Source organism: Turicibacter sp. KK003, assembly GCF_037014675.1.
Taxonomy (GTDB): Bacteria; Bacillota_I; Bacilli_A; order MOL361; family Turicibacteraceae; genus Turicibacter; species Turicibacter faecis.
Window position 1 is genome coordinate 2,022,681 of record NZ_CP142738.1, and the last position, 22,741, is coordinate 2,045,421.

At 37.4% G+C, this 22,741-nt stretch carries 21 protein-coding genes; 2 read left to right on the top strand and 19 right to left on the bottom strand.

Annotated features, from left to right (window positions below; all coding sequences use genetic code 11):
- Positions 1-6 precede the first annotated feature (6 nt).
- From VXM77_RS09875 to VXM77_RS09905, 7 genes are all read right to left on the bottom strand, one after another.
- The gene (locus tag VXM77_RS09875; RefSeq protein WP_338506218.1) at positions 7-765 is read right to left on the bottom strand and encodes a Tim44-like domain-containing protein; all 759 of its coding nucleotides are present in this window, start codon (positions 763-765) and stop codon (positions 7-9) included.
- A 236-nt stretch (positions 766-1,001) separates the two neighbouring features.
- Positions 1,002-2,432, bottom strand: coding sequence for a 6-phospho-beta-glucosidase (locus VXM77_RS09880; protein WP_338506219.1), 1,431 nt, complete (start codon positions 2,430-2,432; stop codon positions 1,002-1,004).
- 55 nt (positions 2,433-2,487) lie between these two features.
- Positions 2,488-3,846, bottom strand: coding sequence for a PTS transporter subunit EIIC (locus VXM77_RS09885; RefSeq protein WP_262950371.1), 1,359 nt, complete (start codon positions 3,844-3,846; stop codon positions 2,488-2,490).
- A 181-nt stretch (positions 3,847-4,027) separates the two neighbouring features.
- Positions 4,028-4,744: a MurR/RpiR family transcriptional regulator gene (locus VXM77_RS09890; RefSeq protein WP_161830932.1), complete on the bottom strand. Its 717-nt coding sequence runs from the start codon at positions 4,742-4,744 to the stop codon at positions 4,028-4,030.
- 242 nt (positions 4,745-4,986) lie between these two features.
- Complete coding sequence (locus VXM77_RS09895) at positions 4,987-5,814, bottom strand: aldo/keto reductase (RefSeq protein ID WP_161830931.1); 828 nt, start codon at positions 5,812-5,814, stop codon at positions 4,987-4,989.
- 184 nt (positions 5,815-5,998) lie between these two features.
- Positions 5,999-6,379 carry a hypothetical protein gene (locus VXM77_RS09900; protein WP_161830930.1) on the bottom strand — a complete coding sequence of 127 codons (381 nt, stop codon included), beginning with the start codon at positions 6,377-6,379 and terminating at the stop codon, positions 5,999-6,001.
- Positions 6,380-6,728: 349 nt separating this feature from the next.
- On the bottom strand, positions 6,729-7,580 hold the full coding sequence (locus tag VXM77_RS09905) for a sialate O-acetylesterase (RefSeq protein ID WP_161830929.1): 852 nt from the start codon (positions 7,578-7,580) through the stop codon (positions 6,729-6,731).
- 650 nt (positions 7,581-8,230) lie between these two features.
- On the opposite strand from VXM77_RS09905, the gene bsh reads away from it, so the two are divergent.
- Together bsh and VXM77_RS09915 are read left to right on the top strand one after the other, a co-directional pair.
- On the top strand, positions 8,231-9,220 hold the full coding sequence (gene bsh / locus VXM77_RS09910; protein ID WP_338506223.1) for a choloylglycine hydrolase: 990 nt from the start codon (positions 8,231-8,233) through the stop codon (positions 9,218-9,220).
- Between the two features lie 145 nt (positions 9,221-9,365).
- Positions 9,366-10,610 carry an MFS transporter gene (locus VXM77_RS09915; RefSeq protein WP_338506225.1) on the top strand — a complete coding sequence of 415 codons (1,245 nt, stop codon included), beginning with the start codon at positions 9,366-9,368 and terminating at the stop codon, positions 10,608-10,610.
- A gap of 231 nt (positions 10,611-10,841) precedes the next feature.
- On the opposite strand, the gene nagB is transcribed toward VXM77_RS09915, so the two are convergent.
- The 12 genes from nagB to VXM77_RS09975 all read right to left on the bottom strand — a co-directional run bounded on the left by nagB (position 10,842) and on the right by VXM77_RS09975 (position 22,737).
- Positions 10,842-11,591, bottom strand: a complete 750-nt coding sequence (gene nagB / locus VXM77_RS09920) for a glucosamine-6-phosphate deaminase (protein WP_338506227.1) — start codon at positions 11,589-11,591, stop codon at positions 10,842-10,844.
- A 20-nt stretch (positions 11,592-11,611) separates the two neighbouring features.
- Positions 11,612-12,745 (bottom strand): N-acetylglucosamine-6-phosphate deacetylase, encoded by a 1,134-nt coding sequence (gene nagA / locus VXM77_RS09925; RefSeq protein ID WP_161830925.1) that lies wholly within the window; start codon positions 12,743-12,745, stop codon positions 11,612-11,614.
- 118 nt (positions 12,746-12,863) lie between these two features.
- On the bottom strand, positions 12,864-13,517 hold the full coding sequence (locus VXM77_RS09930) for an N-acetylmannosamine-6-phosphate 2-epimerase (protein ID WP_161830924.1): 654 nt from the start codon (positions 13,515-13,517) through the stop codon (positions 12,864-12,866).
- 13 nt (positions 13,518-13,530) lie between these two features.
- A complete protein-coding gene (locus tag VXM77_RS09935; RefSeq protein WP_161830923.1) occupies positions 13,531-15,024 on the bottom strand; it encodes a PTS transporter subunit EIIC in 1,494 nt (497 codons plus the stop codon).
- Positions 15,025-15,373: 349 nt separating this feature from the next.
- Positions 15,374-16,834, bottom strand: a complete 1,461-nt coding sequence (locus tag VXM77_RS09940) for a potassium transporter TrkG (protein ID WP_338506229.1) — start codon at positions 16,832-16,834, stop codon at positions 15,374-15,376.
- The gene (locus VXM77_RS09945) at positions 16,821-17,495 is read right to left on the bottom strand and encodes an NAD-binding protein (RefSeq protein WP_161830921.1); all 675 of its coding nucleotides are present in this window, start codon (positions 17,493-17,495) and stop codon (positions 16,821-16,823) included. Before VXM77_RS09945 ends, VXM77_RS09940 begins: the two co-directional genes overlap by 14 nt.
- Positions 17,495-17,929, bottom strand: coding sequence for an NAD-binding protein (locus tag VXM77_RS09950; protein ID WP_161830920.1), 435 nt, complete (start codon positions 17,927-17,929; stop codon positions 17,495-17,497). The genes VXM77_RS09945 and VXM77_RS09950 overlap by 1 nt, the downstream gene beginning before the upstream one ends.
- A 55-nt stretch (positions 17,930-17,984) precedes the next feature.
- Positions 17,985-18,293, bottom strand: coding sequence for a hypothetical protein (locus VXM77_RS09955; protein WP_161830919.1), 309 nt, complete (start codon positions 18,291-18,293; stop codon positions 17,985-17,987).
- Positions 18,294-18,451: 158 nt separating this feature from the next.
- The gene (locus VXM77_RS09960) at positions 18,452-19,183 is read right to left on the bottom strand and encodes a response regulator transcription factor (RefSeq protein WP_237658861.1); all 732 of its coding nucleotides are present in this window, start codon (positions 19,181-19,183) and stop codon (positions 18,452-18,454) included.
- 271 nt (positions 19,184-19,454) lie between these two features.
- A complete protein-coding gene (locus VXM77_RS09965; RefSeq protein ID WP_262953719.1) occupies positions 19,455-20,987 on the bottom strand; it encodes an ATP-binding protein in 1,533 nt (510 codons plus the stop codon).
- Between the two features lie 316 nt (positions 20,988-21,303).
- Positions 21,304-21,933, bottom strand: coding sequence for a YhbD family protein (locus VXM77_RS09970; RefSeq protein WP_262953718.1), 630 nt, complete (start codon positions 21,931-21,933; stop codon positions 21,304-21,306).
- A gap of 9 nt (positions 21,934-21,942) precedes the next feature.
- On the bottom strand, positions 21,943-22,737 hold the full coding sequence (locus VXM77_RS09975; RefSeq protein ID WP_262953717.1) for a polymer-forming cytoskeletal protein: 795 nt from the start codon (positions 22,735-22,737) through the stop codon (positions 21,943-21,945).
- Positions 22,738-22,741 lie beyond the last annotated feature (4 nt).

Below are 22,741 nucleotides of genomic sequence, written 5' to 3' on the forward strand. Positions count from 1 at the left end.
GTCTTTTTAATCATAGCACATAAATTCGTTTTCCATCCATTCGCGGTAATCGTCGAGACGCCAACCTTGATTCCCTTTTTTCGAGCGGTTAAAGCGTAAGCGGTAATCTCGGCGATGAACCTTTCTTTTTTCACCTTCGACCACTAGGCCGTCTCGACTTAATGTATAGTCAACAACGCGAGCTGATAAGCAAATGACGATTGAGAATTCGTTAGCTGTTTCTGAAAAAGAGACGAGGCGTACGGCGGTAATTCGTTTCGTTTTAACATGTGGGGTCCACTTTTTTTGGCGATAGCGTTCCAGTTGTGATTGATGAAGCCTAAAAAGTTCAGGTGTTTCCATGTCTTCAACCAGACGCATATCTTTTGCCGACCAGGCTTCTTGGACGTTGATAAAAATCTCTTGAACGGTATGGACTAAGTCTCTTTCTTTAAACGTTGGATCCGCATCTCGTAGCTGCGCTAATGCAATCCGGCCTTCTTTTTTCAAATTTCTACGGTTTCTTGGACGGTCATAAAACCCTCTTGCCATTAAGCCAGCGATGATAAAGAGGACGACTGGTGAAGTTTGTGAACCGTAGCGTCTCCCATAAGCCGAACTTGAAGAGGAAGAGTGATAGGTCGTTGTTCCTCCACGGCTTCCACCGCCTCCTCTACTCGAACTTCCACCTGAAAAGGAACCCCCGACGTCTGCTTGTGCAACAACTTGGCAGTACCCTATCATTAAGGTAATGACGATTCCAAAAACCGCCCACTTTTTTTTCATATGAAATTCCCCTCTCCCTCAACCTAGACTGACCATCGACTCATTCTTACTTTTTTATCCATTATACTCCCATGCTTTTTATATGAGCACGATTATATCACATCCCCCCTCGTTTGACTAGCACCTGGTTCCTCCCCTCAATGGTTAATCTCCCCTCCTTCGAATACACAAAAAAGGTGTTGTCCGTTGACAACACCTTTTTTCACTGATTGAATAACTATCAGTTGTAAACTATATTATAATTCTTCTCCATTTGTTGCAATGACTTGTTTATACCAATCAAAGCTTTTCTTTTTCATTCGTTTCATCGTTCCTGATCCATCGTCATGTTTATCAACATAAATGAATCCATAACGTTTTTTATATTCACCTGTTGTAAATGACACACAATCGATACATCCCCATGGAGTATATCCCATTAAGTCAACCCCATCTAATACAACGGCTTTTTTCATTTCTTCAATATGGGCTCTTAAATAGTCAATTCGATAATCGTCGTTAATCGATCCATCTTCTTCAACTTTATCAATCGCGCCAAATCCATTTTCAACGATAAATAATGGTTTTTGATAACGTTCGTAGAGTAGATTTAAGGCATAACGTAATCCAATCGGATCAATTTGCCATCCCCAATCAGATGCTTTTACGTGAGGATTTGGAACACTTCCAGGGAATCCATCAAGCCCCGTTCCCTCTACTACATGATCAGCTTTAACAGCGTTTGTCATATAATAACTTAATCCGATATAATCGACCGTCCCATTTTTCAAAATCTCTTTATCTCCCGGCTCCATATGGATATTAAATCCTTTTCGTTGCCACTCTTTAATCGCATAAGATGGGTACTCTCCACGAACATGAACATCTGAGAATAAGTAACGATCATGCATCGATTCCACAGAGTACATCATATCTTCTGGTTTACAAGAGTAAGGGTAAAGAGGAACACAAGCCATCATACATCCAATTTTAAACTCAGGATTAATTTGATGACCTAGCGTCACAACCTTTGCACTGGCCACTAATTGATGGTGAACAACTTGATACATACATTCTTCCGGATTTTCATGATGATTAAAAATAACCCCTGAACACGTGTATCCGAATAATGGGTACTTATAATTTTTTTGATTATTAATTTCATTAAACGTCATCCAATATTTTACTTTATCTTTGTAACGTTTCATCACTGTTTCACTATAGTGAACAAAGAAATCGATCACTTTACGATTCGTCCATCCACCATATTCTTTAACTAAATGATGTGGCATTTCAAAATGAGATAACGTAATGACTGGCTCAATATTATATTTTAATAATTCATCAAATAAGTCATCATAAAACTTTAATCCTTCCTCATTTGGTTCTAATTCATCACCTTTTGGAAAGATTCTCGTCCAAGCAATAGACGTTCTAAAACATTTAAATCCTAATTCTGCAAATAGTGCAATATCTTCTTTGTAATGACCGTAAAAATCAACAGCCTCATGGTTTGGATAATATTTTCCCTCTTCAATTGAATCGGTAATAACGCGATCGACTCCGTGTGCCCCTCCGGTTAGGACATCTACGATGCTCACGCCTTTACCACCTTTATTATAGCCACCTTCTACTTGATGGGCTGCAACAGCTCCACCCCATAAAAAATCTTTAGGTAATTGATTCATCTTTGTCTCTCCTTATCTATTAGCGTCATCCTTTATCGTTTATTTATCAGTTTAATTAGTTTGTTTCGTCATCAAATCCGACAATCATTGTTAATACCATTCCAAGTACAAATGAAACGACAATTGAAATGATGAATCCAATGAACGGCGTCATATGACCTGATTTAAAGAAGGCTGGAATTGTTGCAATACCCGGCATATTGTAGCTCCATGATACAGCATTGAAGGCTCCGGCAATTGCTCCACCCACAGCACCCGCGATACATCCACAGATCATTGGTTTTTTAAGTCGTAAGTTAACTCCGTAAACAACAGGTTCAGTAATTCCAAAAACGGCTGTCACAGCGGCTGGTAAAGAAACCTCTTTTAATTCTTTATTTTTAGACTTAAAGAAGACTCCAAACGCTGCCCCTGCTTGTGAAAACACAGCTGATGCTTGTAAAGCGGTAAACGTATCAAAACCAAGTGAGGCGTAGTTTCCTACCGTAACAGGTGTAATTCCCCAGTGAACTCCGAAAATAACAAGTACTTGCCAAAGTCCTCCAACAATGATTCCAGCTACAATCGGACTTAAATTATATAAGTAGTTATAAGTATCTCCAATAGCTCCACCAATTGTCGCTCCAAATGGTCCAAACACTAATAAAGTAAATGGAACCATGATAGCAATCGTAAACATTGGTGTAAATAAGTTTCGAATCACGGTTGGTAATACTTTTTCAAAGAATCGTGCAACATATGCAGCTACCCATACGGCTAAAATAACTGGGATAACTGATGAAGTATAGCTTAACATTTGAATTTGAATGCCTAAGAAACTTAACTGCGTTCCATTATCGACCATGGCATTATAATCAGGCGAAATAAGTGCACACGCGATAACAATCGCAATAAATTGATTTACCTTAAACTTTTTAGCGGCTGTAACCGAAATCAATACAGGTAAAAAGGTAAAGGCTGTCCAAGAAATAAAGTTTAAAACTTGATAAGTTCCACCTTCCGTATCTATCCAGCCTAAAGCCACTAAAACGCCTAAAATTCCTTGTAAAATCCCACACGCTGCCAACGTGTATAAGAATGGGGCAAAAATACTTGAAATCACGTCAATGATACGGCTGAAAATTCCAACTTTTTCAGTCGATGTTGAAACATTCTCTTCACTAATATCCACTAACTTTAACACGTGTTCATAGGCATCCTTCACGTGATTTCCAATCACAACTTGGAATTGTCCCCCCGCTTCTACCGTTGTAATAACTCCTTTAATCTTACCAACTGTCTCTTTATTCACATGTGAGTGATCATTTAAAATAAAACGTAATCGTGTAGCACAGTGCGTTACATTATTGATGTTCTCATTCCCACCTAGGGCAACAATTAACTCTTTTGCTGTTTGACCATAATCAATCGCCATTTTTAATATACCTCCACATCATTCTCTAACTTTGTTTCATACATATTGTAAATAATAAAGCCCTTTCTGTCATTAGTATTTCGGGATATAAGCATATGTGACAGCGCTTTGATATTTGTGCCAAATGCGAAACAATTTGTGACAACAAAAAAGTGCATAGACACTAACTGTGTGTATGCACCTACTTAATCCGTCTACCGATTGACTCTAAAATAAAGACAACAGGAACTTGTGTGGTGATATCATATTCCTTATTGTTTTTTTGACTCGTCATATAGTAAGACAAGTTATAGTGTGACATTTTAGCCAACGTTGAACTTGTACTATTCGTAATGCTTACAATCGTGCAACGTTGCTGTAAAAAATGTCTCGCTAAATTTATCGTTTGCTCTGTTTCTCCTGAAACGGATAAAACAATGGCGACTGCTCTTTCACTCACGTGTCCTATATTCGGATAAAAGGGATCATCAATCACATAACTGAACTTTCCGATATTAGAGAAATAACGAGCTCCATACTTACCTAAGATTCCAGATGTTCCAACACCAATAAAAACAATTTGTTCCGAGGCACTCACAATATCGGCAACCTGATTTATCTTTTCCTCGAATTCCCCATGATGAATGGTTTCAAAGTAATGCGTAATTTCAGAAATATCATTGAGAGGTTGTTTTTCCTTCTTCTCCTCTAAATACATTTTAAACTGTACTTTAAATTCAGCATAGCCTTCACAATCTAACTTTTTACAAAATCGCATAATGGCCGATGTTGATACATGTGTCGCATCGGCTAACTCTCTGATGGTCATAAATCGAATTTGCTGAGCATTTTGCAAGATGTAGTTGTAAATTAACATCTCGACATCCGTAAATTTTTTTATTTGTTCATGATTAAACATAAAACTTCCTCTTTATGCACTTTTATTTTTTATACTCCTGGTATCATACTATCATATTTTGGCACGAAGTTCTATAAAAGTAAGCCTTTTTTTATAACCGTTATCATTTGTACCCTCTGCCCAATTAATTCACCTAATTGGACCTAAAACATGCTTAGTCTATCGCCTCATCCTCCGCCTATTTATCTTTACTAATTAAAAAAACCATTACCCACACTCGGATAATGGTTAGCCCTCATCAATTAAAAAGTAATATGGTCTGGATCTGGACCGATACGCTCCTCTTTATTGAGCGCGTTAATTTGTGCCATGTCTTCCGCTGTTAGTTCGAAATCAAAGATATCAGCATTTCCTTGAATTCGATTGGCATTAACCGATTTTGGAATCGTGACCACACCGTTTTGAATATCCCAACGTAACACAATTTGAGCAACTGTTTTATTGTATTTCTTTGCTAATTGTTGTAAGACATCAATCTCAAACACCTGTCCCTGCATTAAAGGTCCCCATGCTTCTAATTGGATTCCTTTTTCCTTACAATAGTTTGCAAGTGAAGTTTGCATCATCCGTGGATGATATTCCACTTGATTAACAGCTGGCACCACCGTAGCTACCTCTAATAAATCCTCAAGATGGTGCTCTTTAAAATTCGAAACACCAATCGCACGAATACGTCCTTGGCGGTATAATTCTTCTAGAGCGCGCCATGTTTCACGGTTTAAAGCTTTAGGCCAATGGATAAGATATAGGTCTAAATAATCCGTCTGTAATTTTTTTAATGACGTTTCAAATGCCTTTAAGGTTGATTCATATCCTTGATCACTATTCCACACTTTGCTCGTTAAAAAAATTTCTTCTCGTGGCACACCACTTTCTTTAATGGCTTGCCCAACCCCCTCTTCGTTTTGATACACAGCAGCTGTATCAATATGGCGATATCCCAGACTAAGTGCACACTTCACCGCATCAATCGTTTGCTGTCCATCTTCAACCTTGAAAGTTCCAAATCCAATGATCGGCATCTTGACACCATTATTTAATGTAATCATCTTCGCTAACACATTCTTCATCCTTCCTCAACTGATTATTTATTTCCTTATTATACCACCTTTAAAGTTAAGCAACAAATCATTTCCTATGTTATTAAGACGCTAATTATTAAACAGAGAGACCGCCTATCCTACTGAAAAATCTCCCTATAACGTCTAAAAAGAGCAAAGATTAACGTCTTTGCCCTTTTTATCACACTGTCGCTTATTTTCCTTTAACAATGGATCCTAAATCTATTGTTTTATCCATAACATTAAATTTTAGTTCATCTTTTTTATTTACTTTAACAACGCATCCCGCAATAATTGCTAAAATGGCATTAATAATAGCGAAGAACCCTCCTCCAAAAAGGTACAATATCCCTGATACAATGAGTCCAAATCGCATTTTTTTTGTGTTCGAATTTGCCCAAACTAAGGACAGGATGTTAAAAACTAAACCTAATATGACTAACATCGATTGAAATCCTAATCCCCCATCTTCAGTTAGACCTGCAAAGAAAAGGACAATTAAAAATGTTAACCCTGATAGAACCGCTGAAATAATTCCCAAAACGAAACTAATCATATTCTCATTTTTTTTCATCAACAAATCCCCCCAGACTTGATCCCCACTGGACACTCCATTCTATAAACGACACATTTATCATCTAAGTGGACATTACATCAAATCATATGTAAATAACTGTCCTCATATGATAAAATCGCACCTTTTTTCGATATATTCCTACCTATAACAACCATTGAAATTAGAGCGAGTCTGTTATCAATCATTATTTTTAAACCATCGATTGATTCAAATCCTTCGTTATTTTTTATTCTTATTGCTCATACAGTACACCCTTTATTTATCATACTCCTCACACATTCTAACGATTATTAAAATGTTATGACTAGGGATCAAAAGTAATCCCTTCCTCCTTTAATTTAAGATTTTATTCCTCTGAGTTAATTTTCATTACTGCAGATAGATAGTCATCGTACGATATTTTCCCAAGTGAAAAATCCAATGTTTTTATGTAAATTTTTTCGGTTTTTGTATTTTTGCGTGCGGCTAATTGCCCTACTAATTTTTCCTCATGAATGAGTGGGGTTAGGACATGTTCCTGCTTCGAAAAGGCTTGAAAATACCTTATTCCAAACTTTCTTTGAGAAATAGCATCTATATGAATCCCATCCGGGTTAGAAGTTAACCCCTTCGCCGTTACAAAATAACAATTTTCTTGATTAAACGCAAATCTCTCTAATTCTTTATTAATGAACTCATATTCCTTACAATTTTGCCCGAATCCTTGCTTGCCCAAAAAGTCTGGTAATCCTCCGATAATTAATGGGATATTTGGAGCACCGAGCTCTTCACGAAGCGTTTCTATAATTAGAAGTAATTTTTTATAGTAGACTTTATAATTTCCATTAAAACTATCGCTTTCTCCTTGATGCCAGAGAATACCAATTAATTCACTGCTTTGCATCGCAAATTTAGCCTCACTAAGTGCATGCTTAAATAATGATTGATCAATTGCCCAATCATCTAATGCGCTTCCTCCTTCAGCACACGGAATTAACCCTAACGTTTCACTTGGATTTTCATGACACCATGCCTCTGCGAATGAACCTGCTAAGCTAATCCCTGAAACCGGTCGATCAACATTGATGGGTTCAGTCATGAGTTGCCACCTTCCATTACGCAACATTTGAATTCGTTCATTATAAATAGGAGGAACATCGCTAATAAACCCTCTTCCAGCCATATTGGATTGTCCTAACATTAAAATCGATTTAATCACCTTTTCCACCTTCTCCTTTGATAAATTTAATGACAACTAGTTATGATTTACTCTCTGAAAGGAATTATTCGGCCTCCCCTAGATGAACAGCTAAAAAAAATTCTTTAAGACCTTTAACTTTAAGATAATTCTCTTTTCGAACACAAGAATCTGTTTCATCAAATATAAAATCTTTTTATGCGAATCAAAGTTGAATTTCTTTTTATTAGAAGACTAGGATCCTTCTTCATCCACGTGATTCCCCTTACATAAATTTTACTTATAATCTATATAAAAATAATCTATTTTACTTATTTTCAAAATGGGATTAAACTATATCAGTAACGTTGATTAAGAGGTTTTTCATGATGAATTAAGCCTCATGTTTACAAAAAAACATCCATTTTAACGTTATCAATGGACCCTCTTTAATTTAAAAATTATTAGCAACATCCTTAAAATGTGCGTTTAATACATCAAAAATTAGGCATTATAAGAGTAGACCTTGTTTTTCGATGAGTATTTTGCTCTAAAATGGTAGAGCTTATCACTCATAAATGTAGATATATTGTATAAAATATAAATCTTAATCTTACATTCAACAAGGTAAGATTTCTTAAAACAATGTCAGATTAAATGAACGTTGATGTACTAGAAAGGGGAAATCACCGATGTGTACTGCACTATCACTAACAGCTAAAGACGGTTCTCATTTATTTGGTCGCAACATGGATATTGAGTATTCGTTCAATCAATCCGTTCTCTTAACTCCAAGACATTTTGGTTATAAAAATCGTGCAACTGGAGAAGTAGAACAAACGAAATATGCGATTATCGGAATGGGAACACTAATTGATGAACATCCTTCTTATGCAGATGTTTGTAATGAGAAGGGATTAGCTGCAGCGGGATTAAATTTCCCGAAATACGCACACTGGGACGACAAATCCGTAGAGGGTAAAACAAATATTGCACCTTATGATTTACTCTTATGGGTTGCCGCTAATTTTGAAACGGTTAAAGAGGTAAAAGAAGCTTTAAAAAATGTTGTACTAGTTGGGGTTCCATTAAATGAACAAGTACCGATTTCTCCACTCCATTGGATGATCTGCGATAAAACAGGTGAAAGTATTGTCGTTGAAAAAACCGTAAATGGATTAAAAGTAATGGATAATAAGGTCGGTGTTTTGACGAATGCGCCAACATTTGATTGGCACCTTACAAATTTAACACAGTATATGGGACTTACTGCTACCCAACCTCAAGATACCGCATGGGGTGAACAGAATCTAAAACCATTAGGTCAAGGGCTTGGTGCCTTTGGATTACCTGGTGACTACTCTTCACCTTCACGCTTCGTAAAAGCTGCCTTCTTACGTAATCATATTGATTATGCAGATGTCAATTATTCTGGAATGAGCGAGTTTTTCCATATTTTAAACGGGGTCGCCATGGTACGCGGATCGGTTGTAACGCCTCAGCATTTAAATGACATCACTTTGTATACGTCATGTATCGATCAAGAAAAAGGAATCTACTATTATAAAACTTATACGAACCATAGTATTTCCGCGATCAATATGCATCACGAAGATTTAGATGCCAAAGAAGTGAAGTTGTTTACATTTAATGACGAGTTTACTGTTACGCAACAAAATTAAAGATTCTTATTTTTAAGAAACAATCTTTTCGGGAGCTATTAACTCCTTATCATTGATTAACCGATTAGTCCTAGAAATTGTTTCTTAAAAATCGCCCATTTATAACGAAAACTAAATACGGAAAATGATATAGGAGGACTCTGATATGGATCAGACTGTAAAAGCTAGCAATGGTAAAAGATATTTTATCGTGTTCATTTGTATGTTAATCCAAGCATTACCATACTGTATTTCTCAAAACTTACAAAGTCAAATGCAAACACCGGTTTCTGAATCAGGGGTCGTAACTGAAGTTGGATTTACCTTATTATATTTATCAGGAACAATCCCTGCCTTATTCAACCCATTTTTTGCGAAATTCTATGAAAAATTCAAAATTAAATATATTTATGTAGCCGGATTAATTATTGGTGGTCTAGCGTTCGCATCATACGGTTTAGCCCAAAATGCTATTATGTTTAATGGTAGTGCCTTCTTCACTCAAATTGGGACTATCTTATTCACTGGTTTATCTTTACCAGTTATGATGAGTCATTGGTTCCCAGGTGAGGGTCGTGGGACTGCGTTAGGAATTGCCTTAGCGGGTGGATCAATCGGTAACGTCTTCTTACAGCCAATTACTGTTAACTTATTAGCTAATGTTGGATGGCGTGGAACATACATCATCTTAGGATTAGCGATGATTGTGATTGGGGTTCCTTTAGCTTTATTATTCATTAGATATCCAAAACAAGGCGAAATTCCAGCTGATAAAGCTTCTAATACAGAAACAGCAAAACCAACTCGTCAAAAATTCGATGGGTTATCAGATAAAGAAACAAGTAAAACATCTGCTTTCTGGACTTTCTGGGCAGGTTGTGCATTAATCTGTTTCGCAGTAGTTGCGGTATCAACACAAGCTATTCCGGTCTTAGCTAAAAAAGGATTCGAAGCAAGTCAATTAGGGGTTGCGGGTTCAATCTTTGGTGTATCATGTTTAATTGGTAACGTTGCAGGTGGTAAATTATTCGATAAATTAGGATCATTCGTTCCTATGGTTTTATCAGGAATCGCTAACGTCTTAGCTTTAATTATCATGGCCTTTATGCCAACCGGAAGCTTTGTTGGATTCCTTGTTCCTATCTTATCTGGATTAACTGTCTTTACAATCACATCAGCACCAGCCTTTATGCCGTCAGATGTTTTTGGACAACGTGATGGAACAATGAAGTTAGCAAAAGTCGGTATGTCATTCGCCTTAGGTAGTTCGATTTCAGCCTTATTATTTACAACCCTTTCAAATAAAATTGGATTAACTTCTGCTTGTATGTTATTCATTGCCGTTGGGGTAGTCGGTTACATCTTAAACTTAATGGGGCAAATCCAAGCTAAAAAATTATTACAAAATTAATTATTCTTTATTCAACATTCAACGACGGAGTGAAAGTATTCACTCCGTTTTTGTCTCTTTTGAAAGAAATGTTAATCCACGGGTCCTGCTGATGACGAACTTAAGATTCCTCTTAGGCAGCTCAGCACCTTCCCCTCACGAAACGTTCAATTATCTTATAAAGATCCCTTCCTAAAAAGTAAAGACTTATATCAAAAAGCCATTAAGGATAATCCCTTAATGGCTTTTTGATTAAAGACGTTTATAATCCTTTTCCGATAAAAGACTCGCAGCCTCTTCATCCAAAATGAGAACTGTATCCGGATGAAACTGTAAAATAGAAGAAGGGACCTCCGGTGAGACATGACCATGTACCGTATCGTAGATTGCCTTTGCTTTGGCTCTACCTGATGCAAGCAACATTATTTTACGACTTTTTAGAATGGTTCCTGTCCCCATCGTAATAGCCTGCTTAGGAACTTCATCAAGTGTTTCAAAAAATCGAGCATTAGCCTCTCGAGTTGAATCATCGAGTTCAACGACGTGCGTTCCCTTCTCAAAACTAATTTGTGGTTCGTTAAAACCAATATGAGCATTATTTCCAATCCCTAGCACTTGAATATCAATACCATTTGATTTTGCAATGAGTTGATCATAAAAATTACATTCGTCATCGACATTTTCAGTATTACCGTTAGGAATATGAATCCTTCTCGGTTTAACATTGACATGATCAAATAAATGATTCTGCATAAAGTAATGATAGCTTTGCTCATTATCTTTTGATAATCCTAAATATTCATCTAAATTAAATGTTGTTACCTCCGATAAATCAATCATCTTCTCTTGATACATTTGAACAAGTTTTTTATACATCCCAATTGGTGTACTACCGGTTGCAAGACCTAAAACACAATCAGGTTTTAACATGACTTGACTAGAAATCATTTGAGCCGCCTTTTGACTCATCTCATCATAGTCTTTACAAACTAAAATTCTCATTTCCCTCACCAAACTCTCTTTCAAAATTTATTAACTACTTCGCGACCTTCAACAAACGATAAATAACAATTGAGTTCCTCATCAAAAACGACAATGTCTGCATCTTTTGATACATCCAGACTTCCCTTTTGATGATGAATACCGATGGATGTCGCTGGATTTAAAGAGGCCATATGAATCGCCTCCCACAACGTGATATCTGTATGCTTATAAAAATTATAGACGGCCTTATTTAAGGTCAACACACTTCCAGCTAAATTTCCACTAGCAAGTCGAGCGGCCCCATCTTTAACAAACACGGCTTGCCCACCTAAATCGTACGTTCCATCTTTCATACATCCGGCGCGCATACTATCTGTGATCAACACAATTTTCTCTTTTCCCTTATTCGCCAACACAAACGGGAATAAATCTTTATGAATATGGATCGTATCCGCAATTAATTCTGTAAAAACATCACTACTTAATGCAGCCCCAACCACGCCAGGCTCCCGATGATTAAGTGGCGTCATTGCATTAAATAGGTGAGTGACATGACTACATCCGCAGGCAAAGGCCTCTTTAGCTTGTTGATAGGTGGCATTCGTATGGCCAATAGATAAGGTTATCTCTGTTCTTTCCTTCACCGCCTTGGTAAACGCGTAACTTTCATCCAATTCTGGTGCATAGGAAACCAATTTAATAACATCGGTATATGGTTCTATAAATGAAAAATTCGGTTTTACGATATATTGACTCGACTGCGCCCCCTTATACGACTCATTAATGAACGGTCCCTCCATATGGGCACCCAAAACTTTAGCCCCAACTAATGGCCGTCTCATACATTCCCGAATAACGGTTAAAGCTCCATAAATATCTTCTTGGCTCATGGTCATCGTTGTCGGTAAGAAAGCCGTCACCCCATTTTGAGCAATTCCTTGACTAATGGTCTCGATGGCCTCAACCGATTGATCCATCGTATCGGCACCACAACTTCCATGCACGTGTACATCAATTAATCCTGGAGACACATACATGCCACGGGCATCGATGACTTCACAATCTTCGGGAACCTCCACTTGAATCGATCTGATCACTTCGTCAAATACAAGCACCTGATTTTCAAGAATACCTTGGGGCGTTATGATTTTCCCATTCTTAATTGCCTTCATTCTCACACCTCTATCCCTCAAATTTATCTTCATAAGTGGGGTCTTTTTAATGGGTTATAACCAAAATAACTCATTAGACATGAGGAGAGGTTTAACTAGACCGCTTCACCTCTTCACCTTATAAAGCCTTTAACATCTCTTCATTAAACCTCTTTGTAATTAATTGAGGGCGCGTAATAGCTCCCCCGACAACAACACAATGAGCTCCCATTTCAAGTGCCCGTCGTGCCTTTTCAGGAGTATCAAAATTTCCTTCCGCAACAATAGGAACTTGGCAAGTGGCAATCAATTCAGCCAATACTTCAAAATTATTTAGCTGTTTTGAATGCTCTGTATAACCCACTAACGTCGTTCCAATGTAGTGAAATCCTAACTTTTCTGCTCGTAATCCTTCCTCCACTGTTGAAATATCCGCCATAAACTTTTGATGAGGATATTTTGTTAGCGCTGCTTTTATCAATGACTCATCTTGACTCATCGTTGCGTCCATCGCAATAATCTCAATATTTAACTGAGCCAATGCATCAACTTCCTTCATCGTGGGTGTGATGTAGGGAACCAACTGTTCATAGTCTTGTTTAATTATGCCGATAATCGGAAGGTTGACCTCAGATTGAATCGCTTTAATATCAGAAACGGTATTTGCACGAATCCCTATGGCCCCTCCTTCCTTTGCAGCGCGTGCCATTTTTCCCATAATAAATGAACTATGTAGTGGTTCATTTGGTAACGCTTGACATGATACGATTAAACCTCTTTCCATAATTGTCACTCCCTTTTTTTCGTCACTCTGCTCCCATTAAATCATTAATTTTTTGTTTTAATGGGTCTGCCTTAGCACCAAAAATAGCTTGAATGCCTCCTTTAACCTCTAATACAGCGGCTGCTCCTAGTGCTTTAATCTTATTTTTATCTACTTTATTCACATCTTTAACGGCTACTCGCAGCCTTGTGATACAAGCATCTACGTCATCAATATTTTCTTTCCCACCTAAGGCTTCTAAAATTTGTACAGCCGTTTCATTTAAAGAGTCATGAACAACAGCTGTTGCTACTACTTCCTCGTCCTCTTCACGCCCCGGCGTCGGAACATTAAATTTGGTAATTAAAAATCTAAAGGTAATGTAATATAACCCAAACCAAAAGGCACCGACAATTAAAATGTAAATCCAATTTGTTTTCTCATTCCCTTGTAAAACACCGAATAACAGAAAGTCAATTAATCCTCCCGAAAAAGTATTTCCAACGGAGATGTTTAAAATATCGGCGATCAAAAATGATAATCCGTCAAATAACGCATGAATCACGTATAGCCATGGCGCCACAAATAAGAACATAAATTCAATGGGTTCTGTAATCCCTGTTACAAATGAGGTCACTGCCGCCCCTAAGAACATTCCAGCAATCGCCTTTCTCTTATGATTAGGCACACAATGGTACATCGCTAAACAAGCAGCCGGTAATCCAAACATCATCGTCGCATATCGTCCTGCAAAAAATCGTGTCCCATCACTAAATAACCCAGCATGGTTAGGATCAGCAAGTTCAGCAAAAAAGATATTTTGCGCTCCGACAATCACCTGACCTGCAACTTCCGTAACCCCTCCTAATTCAGTATACCAAAATAGTGGGTAAACCATGTGATGCAATCCAATAGATCCCGTTAATCGGAGTAAAAATCCATAAAGGAATGTTCCGAGTGGACCAAAATTAGCAATGATGTTTCCAATAGAAACTAATCCTTGCTGGAAGGTCGGCCAAATGAGAAAAAAGATTGCCCCTATAAAAATGGCCGTAAACGACGAAACAATCGGAACAAATCGTGATCCACCGAAAAACCCTAGCACCGATGGAAGTTGGATATTATGATACCGATTATGTAATGCGGCAACCACCGATCCAATAACAATGGCCCCCACAACCCCTGTATCAATTGACTCAACACTCGGATTAAACGCGGTAATCATTCCAGAGATAGCGGCATTCATCACAAGGAATGAAACGGCCCCCGCCAAGGCCGCCGTCCCCTTATCCTTTTTCGCGAGCCCCACCGCTAATCCAATACACATGATTAATGCTAAATGACTAAAGATGACGTTTCCCGCTGAAGACATAATTTGAAATATTCCTTGTAACCAAGAAATATCTAACATAGGAAAGGCCATCACGGTATTAGGATTCGATAATGCCCCACCAATCCCTAATAATAACCCCGCTGCCGGAAGAATGGCAATCGGTAACATAAAGGACTTTCCTATCTTTTGTAGTTGCTTAAACATATTCCCCTCACCTCTTTTTTGAAAATTATTTTCTTTATACTCATATCTTAACCGCTTTCAACTCATTAATCAACTATTTTTTAAAATTATTTTCATTGTCGCTATTTATTTATGAGAATTATTTTCATTTTAAAACTTAATTATTCAACCAAAACACCGCCTTCCATCAACAGCATCCCATCTTTTATGATGAAATATAGGTTCATTCGACCAAGGATACAATCATTTTTATTGATATCAATAAAAAAAGGCATCCTACAATAGCTAGAATGCCTCCTACTAAATTTTTATGTTGTGTTAAAAAGAATCGCGATGCTTTTGAATCAGATTAACAACAAGGGTTGTTTTCTTAGTTGCGACCTCTTTTACGTCTCGTACAAATTTTAATCAGTGAAATAAAGATAACCCAAATTTCTAAGCGCCCAAACAGCATCCCCACTATTTCCGTCCACAATAAAAGTGGATGAAGATCAGGAGCAGTTATTCCAATCGAAAGACCGACCGTTCCTAATGATGACGCAAACTCAAATAACGACTCCTGAAGAGGATAACCCATCACTAAAAATATAAACGTCCCAATCCCTAACAAGACCATATAAATAAAAGCATAATTTGAAGCCTCTTTGAAGTCATCATTCGTTAAATAAACTTTTCCCTCGGGCTTTAATACAAAGGGTTCCTTAATAAAATGTTCAGGTTTAAATTGAAGATACACGTTCCAAATACTCTGTTTGACTAATAAAAGGAAACGATAGAGCTTAATCCCACCTGATGTTGAACCGGCTCCTCCCCCGATAATCATCAAAACAATCATGATAAACAATGCGGACGAAGTGAATGTTGTGTAACTTGTTGTCGCATATCCCGTTGTAGACAACGCTGAAATAACTTGGAAAATAGCCACTCGGAACGAGTCACCTAATGACCCCAATACCGTTCCGGCTAATGAAACTGTCAAAAGTGCCACCCCAATTCCAATCAAAAGCGCCATAAACTTAATTTCACCTAGTTTAAAAAACGATTTTAATCTTCCCCTAAGCAGCAGAAGATGGGCAGCAAAATTCGTTGTTCCTAATAACATCAGAACAATGGTAATCACCTCGATTGCCACAGAATCATAGGCCTCAATGCTTAATGTTTTAACGGAGAAACCACCTGTAGAAAGGGCACCAATTGAATGGTTAATCGCGTCAAATAACGGCATCCCAAATAAGGTGTAGAGTAGCACGCCAATAATAATATAGCCAAAATAAATTCCTAAAATAAGGCGTGAAGATTTAATCAAGTTAGGAAGCAAATAGTCATTATGCCCCTCTGATTGATAAAGTTGCAATCCAAATGTACTTGAAAGGGCCGACAGTAACACTAGAACGATTCCTACCCCTCCAAAAAATTGAGTAACACTTCGATGAATTAAAAAAATGTGCGCCGTTTGTTCCGTATTAACAACCGATAATCCCGTCGTCGTCCAACCACTTACCGATTCAAAAATGGCTTGTGTTACATTTAATTGATGAGAGAAAACAAATGGCATGGCCGAAAATATAATCGCGAGGATCCAAGCCCCTACCACAATTACCGCATCATCCCCCACCGAGAGTCGTTGTGATCGCTCAAAAGGAAGTACCTTCGTTAATCCCCCTCCTAATAAGATAGCGATAAGGGCAGGAATAATGAAATCCTTGCAATAAATCACCTCTTGCGGATAAAAGGGGAGCACCAATAAAGGAATGAATAAAATGAGGCCAATAATCATCATAAAGCGTGATAAATAAGCCATGACTAAATATTTTTGTTTAACGCGTTTCATAGGAATCACCTACTAACTGTCCGATAAATGATTGAGGTTGAGTGCTTGTTGATAAAATGATAAGTTTATCACCCGATAAAATAAATGTATCTCCTTTTGGAATTAGGGCCTGATTATTTCGAATGATGCAACTAATAATCATTTCTTCAGAAATATCAATGTCTTTAATCTGTTGATTTACAATTGGATCCTGCTCCTTCACCAGCAACTCCATTAAATGAATATGGCCCGATTCCATCACCGTTAAATGAGATAAATCATTAATCGTCGCAAGTTGTTCAATCATATTTGACACCACGTAAGTCGCACTAATCGCCGAATCAATCCCTAATTTTTTAAACACGTCAACATTTTTAGGATTGTTGACGGTCGCAAAAGCTCTCTTTATCCCATAAACTTTCTTCGCTAATTGACAAATGACAAAATTCGCACAATCTTTCGGTGTTAATGCAATGACGATATCTTGATTTTCAATCTCGGCTTCTTCTAATATATAACGTTTTGTTCCATCCCCACAAATAATCGTCGTGTCGTATTTACGGGCTAATTGTCTACAATATTCCTCATCATCGTGTATTAACGTCACGCTATTTTTTTTATCAAGTAATGAATTCATTAAGAAATCGGCTTTCCCGCGTCCTCCAACAATTAAAACCTTCATTAGAAATTTCCTCCTTCACGTCGCGTCATCAATTTATCAAACTCCTGCATAGTTAATCGAGTAGGACGAATTATTTTAACTTCTAAATCTTGATACAACACCTGTTTATCTACATCATATAGTCGTGAGACAACGTCTTCGACATGAAAAATCTCCTTTGCAATTCGAGCAATCATAATATTAGCATTGTCATCTTCCGTTGCAGCAACGACTAATGAGGCTTGTTCAATTCCTGCCTGGATTAACGCATTAATATCCGTTGCGTCTTTTACTAGTTTATATCCACTAAATCCGCAATGAAGTTTACGAAAAGAAGCAGCGTTTGAATCAATAACAACAACATTACATCCCTGTTGGGAAAAAGCAGCGGCGATCGTTGCCCCAAACTGGCTACAACCCGCAATAATTATATAATTCTTTTTTTTCGAATTCATCTCACAAACATCCTTTCAGATTTAAATAAATACTCTATTTTGTTCCCATCAACTTTTATCCAAAATCAATCACTTCTAATGTTCTTTCGTTTGAATAAGACACCAAACGATTGAGGTTATTCATCGCTGGTAAAAATGAAGCATCCAGCGAGCTCGACGCCAGATAAAGTTTGCGTGCATGAGAATACTCACCTTTCATTTCATAATAGATCCCTAATAAGTTATATACCGTTGCAGATGTATCATTGACTACCATCGCCTCATGAATCATTGCAAGCGCTTGGGGATATTGATAACTTTTTAAATACTTAATCGAATTTGAGATACACTCTTCAAAGTGAGTCTCACTAATTAGTTGCCCCATCATCTTCACCTCGTCTTAACTAATGGCATCTCCTAGTTTAACAAAATTAGTATAAAGATTGTATTAAGATAACTGCCTCTCGTATAAGAGTCTCATAAAGATATTTCCTGTTATTTAACGCAAAAAAGGAGCTATCAACTCAAAGTGATAACTCCTTTTTATTCATCCACTAAACGATAACCAACCCCAACTTCCGTAATGATATAGCGCGGATGCGTCGGCTCTAGTTCAATTTTTCTTCTGATATTTGCCATGAATACGCGTAAAGACTGTGTTTCATTCTCGCCATAGCCACCCCATATCTCATGAATCATAAATCGATGAGTTAATACGCGGCCAGCATGCTTCGCCATTAATTCAATCAGTTTAAATTCAATCGGGGTTAAATGGACCTCTTCCTCACGAATCACCACTTTGCGTTTATCAAAGTCGATTAACAAATCTCCCACTTTAAAAGAAGTGGCTTCCTCATGCATTTGAGCCATCTGACCTAATGCGTGAACTTGTTTTAATTGGCGTAAAGCAACACGAACACGGGCTAATAATTCTGAAACATTAAACGGCTCTGTTAAATAATCATCTGCCCCTGTATCTAATGCTTCAACTTTAATTCGTTCATGTCCATGTGCCGAAACGACAATAATCTTCGCATGAGTGAGCGGACGAATCTTTTCAATAATTTCAAGCCCATCCATATCCGGTAGTCCTAAATCTAAAATGATGACATCAGGATTACTTGAAAAGACTAAGGCCAATGCGCCTTGACCCGTTGTTGTTTCAATACATTTATATCCCTGTGCCTCCATCGACACCTTCACAAACTTAGCAATTGATTTATCATCTTCTACGATTAAAATCAACGGCTTAATCTCCATCATCATCACTTCCATTCTTAATCATCGATTAGAGCTCGTCTTCTCCCCTTAAATTCATACGAGGGGGACTTATTCGACACCAATCTCTTTATTTTATTCTAACGCCTCATCCTAACGTCCACTTTCCAAAACTAAACCTTAAGGGCTTATTCATACGATCGATATTCAAATCGTTAGCTCCGACTTAAATGACGAACCTCTTTATGTTTTTACCTTTAGTTTATCACATCTGGTATAAAGATTGTATTAAATAACTTATTCCTAGCATAAAGAAAGTGTAAAGATTTTATCCTTCTACGCTCGATAGTGCCCCATTCTCATAATCCATTGGAATCAAAAATTCAAACGTACATCCATTAAGCACATTATTAAAGACCGTTATTGTCCCATGATGGGCTTGCACAATTGATTTACAAATCGTAAGACCTAAGCCAATTCCTTTTTTATGCGATACTCCCCCTTGCCCTTTTGTATAAAATCGATCAAAAATAAACGGTAAATCTTCTTCTGAAATTCCCCTTCCTTCATCAATTACTTGAAAACAGACATCCTTTCCAACTGGGTAAGCTCTAACAGTAATAACTTGATTCTCTTTTGAAAAATGGACGGCATTATCGAGTAAGTTGACAAGAACCGTTTCAATTAATACGGCATCAACATTTAGGAAAACCATCTCTTCTTCAATATCGACCACAATCTTAACCTGCGGATGGAAGCGTTGAATTCGTGTAACTGCCTCGGTAATCAATTCCTCTAATAATTCCGGATGTTTATCTAATTCTAATCTTCCCTCGTCAATCTTTGTCATACTTAAAATATTTTCAATCGACCGTTGAAGCCAAGTGGTCTCATCATAAATATTATTTAACAACTCTAAGCGAATTTCCTCGGTAATGATGTGATTGTTTTGAATAAGAGTTGAAGTAGACCCTAAAATACTCGTCAGCGGTGTTTTTAAATCGTGTGAAATTGAACGAAGTAAGTTTCCTCTTAGGCGCTCGCGTTCGGCCTCTAAATTAGCCTGTTTATGTTGCTCGTATAATCGTTCTCTTTCAAGAGCAAAAGCGATTTGAGTTGACAAGGATTGAAGTAATGTCATTTCATTTTCATCAAGTTTATCCTTATTTATAAGTGAAATCGCAATCACACCGAGTGTATCATTTTTTCCCAGAATCGGATAGTAGTAAATTTGTAAGTTTGGATCTAACCCATCATGATCGGAGGAAATTACCTTTGCCATTTCTTCGGTAGAGAGACTCTTTAAAAACAAGGAAGCCTCTTCTTTCAATGAATAACTATAATTTTGAAGCGGTAATAATTGATGATTTTCATCACATCGAGAAATCGCCACATCTCTTTTTAAAATACGAGCTAAATTTTTCACGCTTTCATTTACAATTGGTTCCTGACCCTGAACGAGTAATAAGTGTTTATTACTTTCATATAAAAATTTCATTCGATTTTCTCTTACCTTTGCCACCGCTGCAATCCGTTTAATACGATTGGTAAGTATACTGGCCATAAGGGTCACCATCAACATAATGAAAAAAGTAATGAGGTAATCCGCATCATAAACATTAAACGAATACCGTGGTTCAATAAAAAAGAAATTAAAACAGGGCACGACGATCAGGGAAGAAATAAAACTATAGATAAAAAAATCGGTAAATTGCGCTGTCAATAAAACAGATAAGGTAAAAACAAGAATAATATTCGCCTCATTAAATCCAAGATAATCAAACAGAAACGAAAGAACTAAACCGATTAAGAAAATAAAAATCATTTTTATACTATTTTTAATAACAGATAACCTTTTCAACAAAATTCCTTCTTTCTACATATAGGGCGAAAAAGATTTTATCTAGGAGGAATAATTTCTAATTGTGTTCGTGTAACTTAGGAAATCACCCTAGCACACGGATTGATACTCGCCAAACTACCGCCTCAACGCATCGTGATGAACGAGGCTTGGACCACCCGATTCAAACCAGTGATTGTTCTTTTGAAAAGGATACGAGAAAAAAACTAGTGTCAAATGGTCACCTCATCAACAGGCGCCTTCGATGAAAATCAATCCTAGTATCGACAAATCCCCCTATTTTAATTCTATTCTTTCCCTTTTTCAATCCATTCATTTAACCCAATAAGGCTAATTTTATTTTCCCAATCTCTTTTAATAACTCAACCTCTAAAACAACTTTGTCACCTTCATCAATGATGACCATCTCTCGATTTAAAGCCCCTACCACAAAGGGTAATCCTAAATGGCGAATCAACAATAGACAGGACTCTTCCCTATTTAAGCGTTGATAATGCTTATCTAAAAATTGCCAAAGCAACTTCCCCTCATCAAACGTAAGATTCCCGCTAACGACTTGGTGATCGACAATCTTCACCATTAACACCTGTTTCAAGTCTGATAGATCGGCGCTCCCCTCTAACATTCGTTCAAACAATGCCACCCCCTGCAACGTAATAATCTGTTTATCAAGTAATCGTTCTAGTTCTAGAGAAATTTCTTCATCTTTTGGTGAAAAGACATCGGACAATTCATCAAGCGAGACTTGGTCCTTTAACTCGATAATCTTACTGATTCTCTCGAGCACCTGTTCACGGGGAAAAAAGGTTTCCTGCCCAGTTGAAACGGACTTTTTAATAAACCATTCCTCCGGAATAAGTTTTTTACGCTTCCATCGATAAAGTTGTCCATATGAGATATTCATCGTCTGTAATAACTCTTTTTTTGAGATTAATGCTGTTTCCACTTTTATCACCTAACTTCTAACAGATTGTGAAACCGAAATGGTTTTGGATGGACTGGCTACTAGCGTCCGATATTCTAACCGGTCAATCGTAGAATGATCCCCTAGTTTAATCACATCTCCGCGGACGACCTTCGCTCGAATACATCTTAAATTTAACTGGTCACCCTCAATTTCTTCTGCGACCATAAGGGCCCGTTGATTAGATTTAAAGGCGGCTTTTTTGATGGTTAAATTCGTAGCCCCAATACTGTGACACTGACAAATAGTAGCAACTTCTATCACAACATTTTCACCATTTACGAGTGCAGCCTGACACACACCACCTTTGAAGATTAACTCCTCTCCTTCAATATCACCTTCAAGTTGTAATACCCCTTTAGATAATAGCGTTTCCGTCTGTAATCGGCCCCTTCCAGTTATACTTCCGTAACTTTTTATTTTTCGCCCTTTTAAGCGCTCATTTATTTGAATATAGCCCATATTTTTTAGCTTCTCAATAACCGCATCTTTCGATAATTGAACCATTCCATAAACACTTAATCGGTTCATGGTGACCTCCTGTTCAAAGGTAGCAGTCCCATAAACACTCATTTTCTTCGCTTTCACCTGTCCATTAAACAGTGCCTCACCTAAAATTTTAATTTCTTCTGCTTCCACCTTTCCATTAAATATTGCCGTGCCGTAAACTTTAATGGAATCAGCTACAACGTCAGTCTGAATCGTTCCGTCACCAAACACGCGTACCTTCGACACTTCTCCACCCGAAACGGATCCATCCCCATAAATCATTATTTTTCTGGCCATTTCC

Coding starts and splice junctions, on each gene's coding strand:
- VXM77_RS09875 (WP_338506218.1), bottom strand. CDS start 765: ATGAAAAAAAAGTGGGCGGTTTTTGGAATCGTCATTACCTTAATGATA.
- VXM77_RS09880 (WP_338506219.1), bottom strand. CDS start 2,432: ATGAATCAATTACCTAAAGATTTTTTATGGGGTGGAGCTGTTGCAGCC.
- VXM77_RS09885 (WP_262950371.1), bottom strand. CDS start 3,846: ATGGCGATTGATTATGGTCAAACAGCAAAAGAGTTAATTGTTGCCCTA.
- VXM77_RS09890 (WP_161830932.1), bottom strand. CDS start 4,744: ATGTTTAATCATGAACAAATAAAAAAATTTACGGATGTCGAGATGTTA.
- VXM77_RS09895 (WP_161830931.1), bottom strand. CDS start 5,814: ATGAAGAATGTGTTAGCGAAGATGATTACATTAAATAATGGTGTCAAG.
- VXM77_RS09900 (WP_161830930.1), bottom strand. CDS start 6,379: ATGAAAAAAAATGAGAATATGATTAGTTTCGTTTTGGGAATTATTTCA.
- bsh (WP_338506223.1), top strand. CDS start 8,231: ATGTGTACTGCACTATCACTAACAGCTAAAGACGGTTCTCATTTATTT.
- VXM77_RS09915 (WP_338506225.1), top strand. CDS start 9,366: ATGGATCAGACTGTAAAAGCTAGCAATGGTAAAAGATATTTTATCGTG.
- nagB (WP_338506227.1), bottom strand. CDS start 11,591: ATGAGAATTTTAGTTTGTAAAGACTATGATGAGATGAGTCAAAAGGCG.
- nagA (WP_161830925.1), bottom strand. CDS start 12,745: ATGAAGGCAATTAAGAATGGGAAAATCATAACGCCCCAAGGTATTCTT.
- VXM77_RS09935 (WP_161830923.1), bottom strand. CDS start 15,024: ATGTTTAAGCAACTACAAAAGATAGGAAAGTCCTTTATGTTACCGATT.
- VXM77_RS09940 (WP_338506229.1), bottom strand. CDS start 16,834: ATGAAACGCGTTAAACAAAAATATTTAGTCATGGCTTATTTATCACGC.
- VXM77_RS09945 (WP_161830921.1), bottom strand. CDS start 17,495: ATGAAGGTTTTAATTGTTGGAGGACGCGGGAAAGCCGATTTCTTAATG.
- VXM77_RS09950 (WP_161830920.1), bottom strand. CDS start 17,929: ATGAATTCGAAAAAAAAGAATTATATAATTATTGCGGGTTGTAGCCAG.
- VXM77_RS09955 (WP_161830919.1), bottom strand. CDS start 18,293: ATGGGGCAACTAATTAGTGAGACTCACTTTGAAGAGTGTATCTCAAAT.
- VXM77_RS09960 (WP_237658861.1), bottom strand. CDS start 19,183: ATGGAAGTGATGATGATGGAGATTAAGCCGTTGATTTTAATCGTAGAA.
- VXM77_RS09975 (WP_262953717.1), bottom strand. CDS start 22,737: ATGGCCAGAAAAATAATGATTTATGGGGATGGATCCGTTTCGGGTGGA.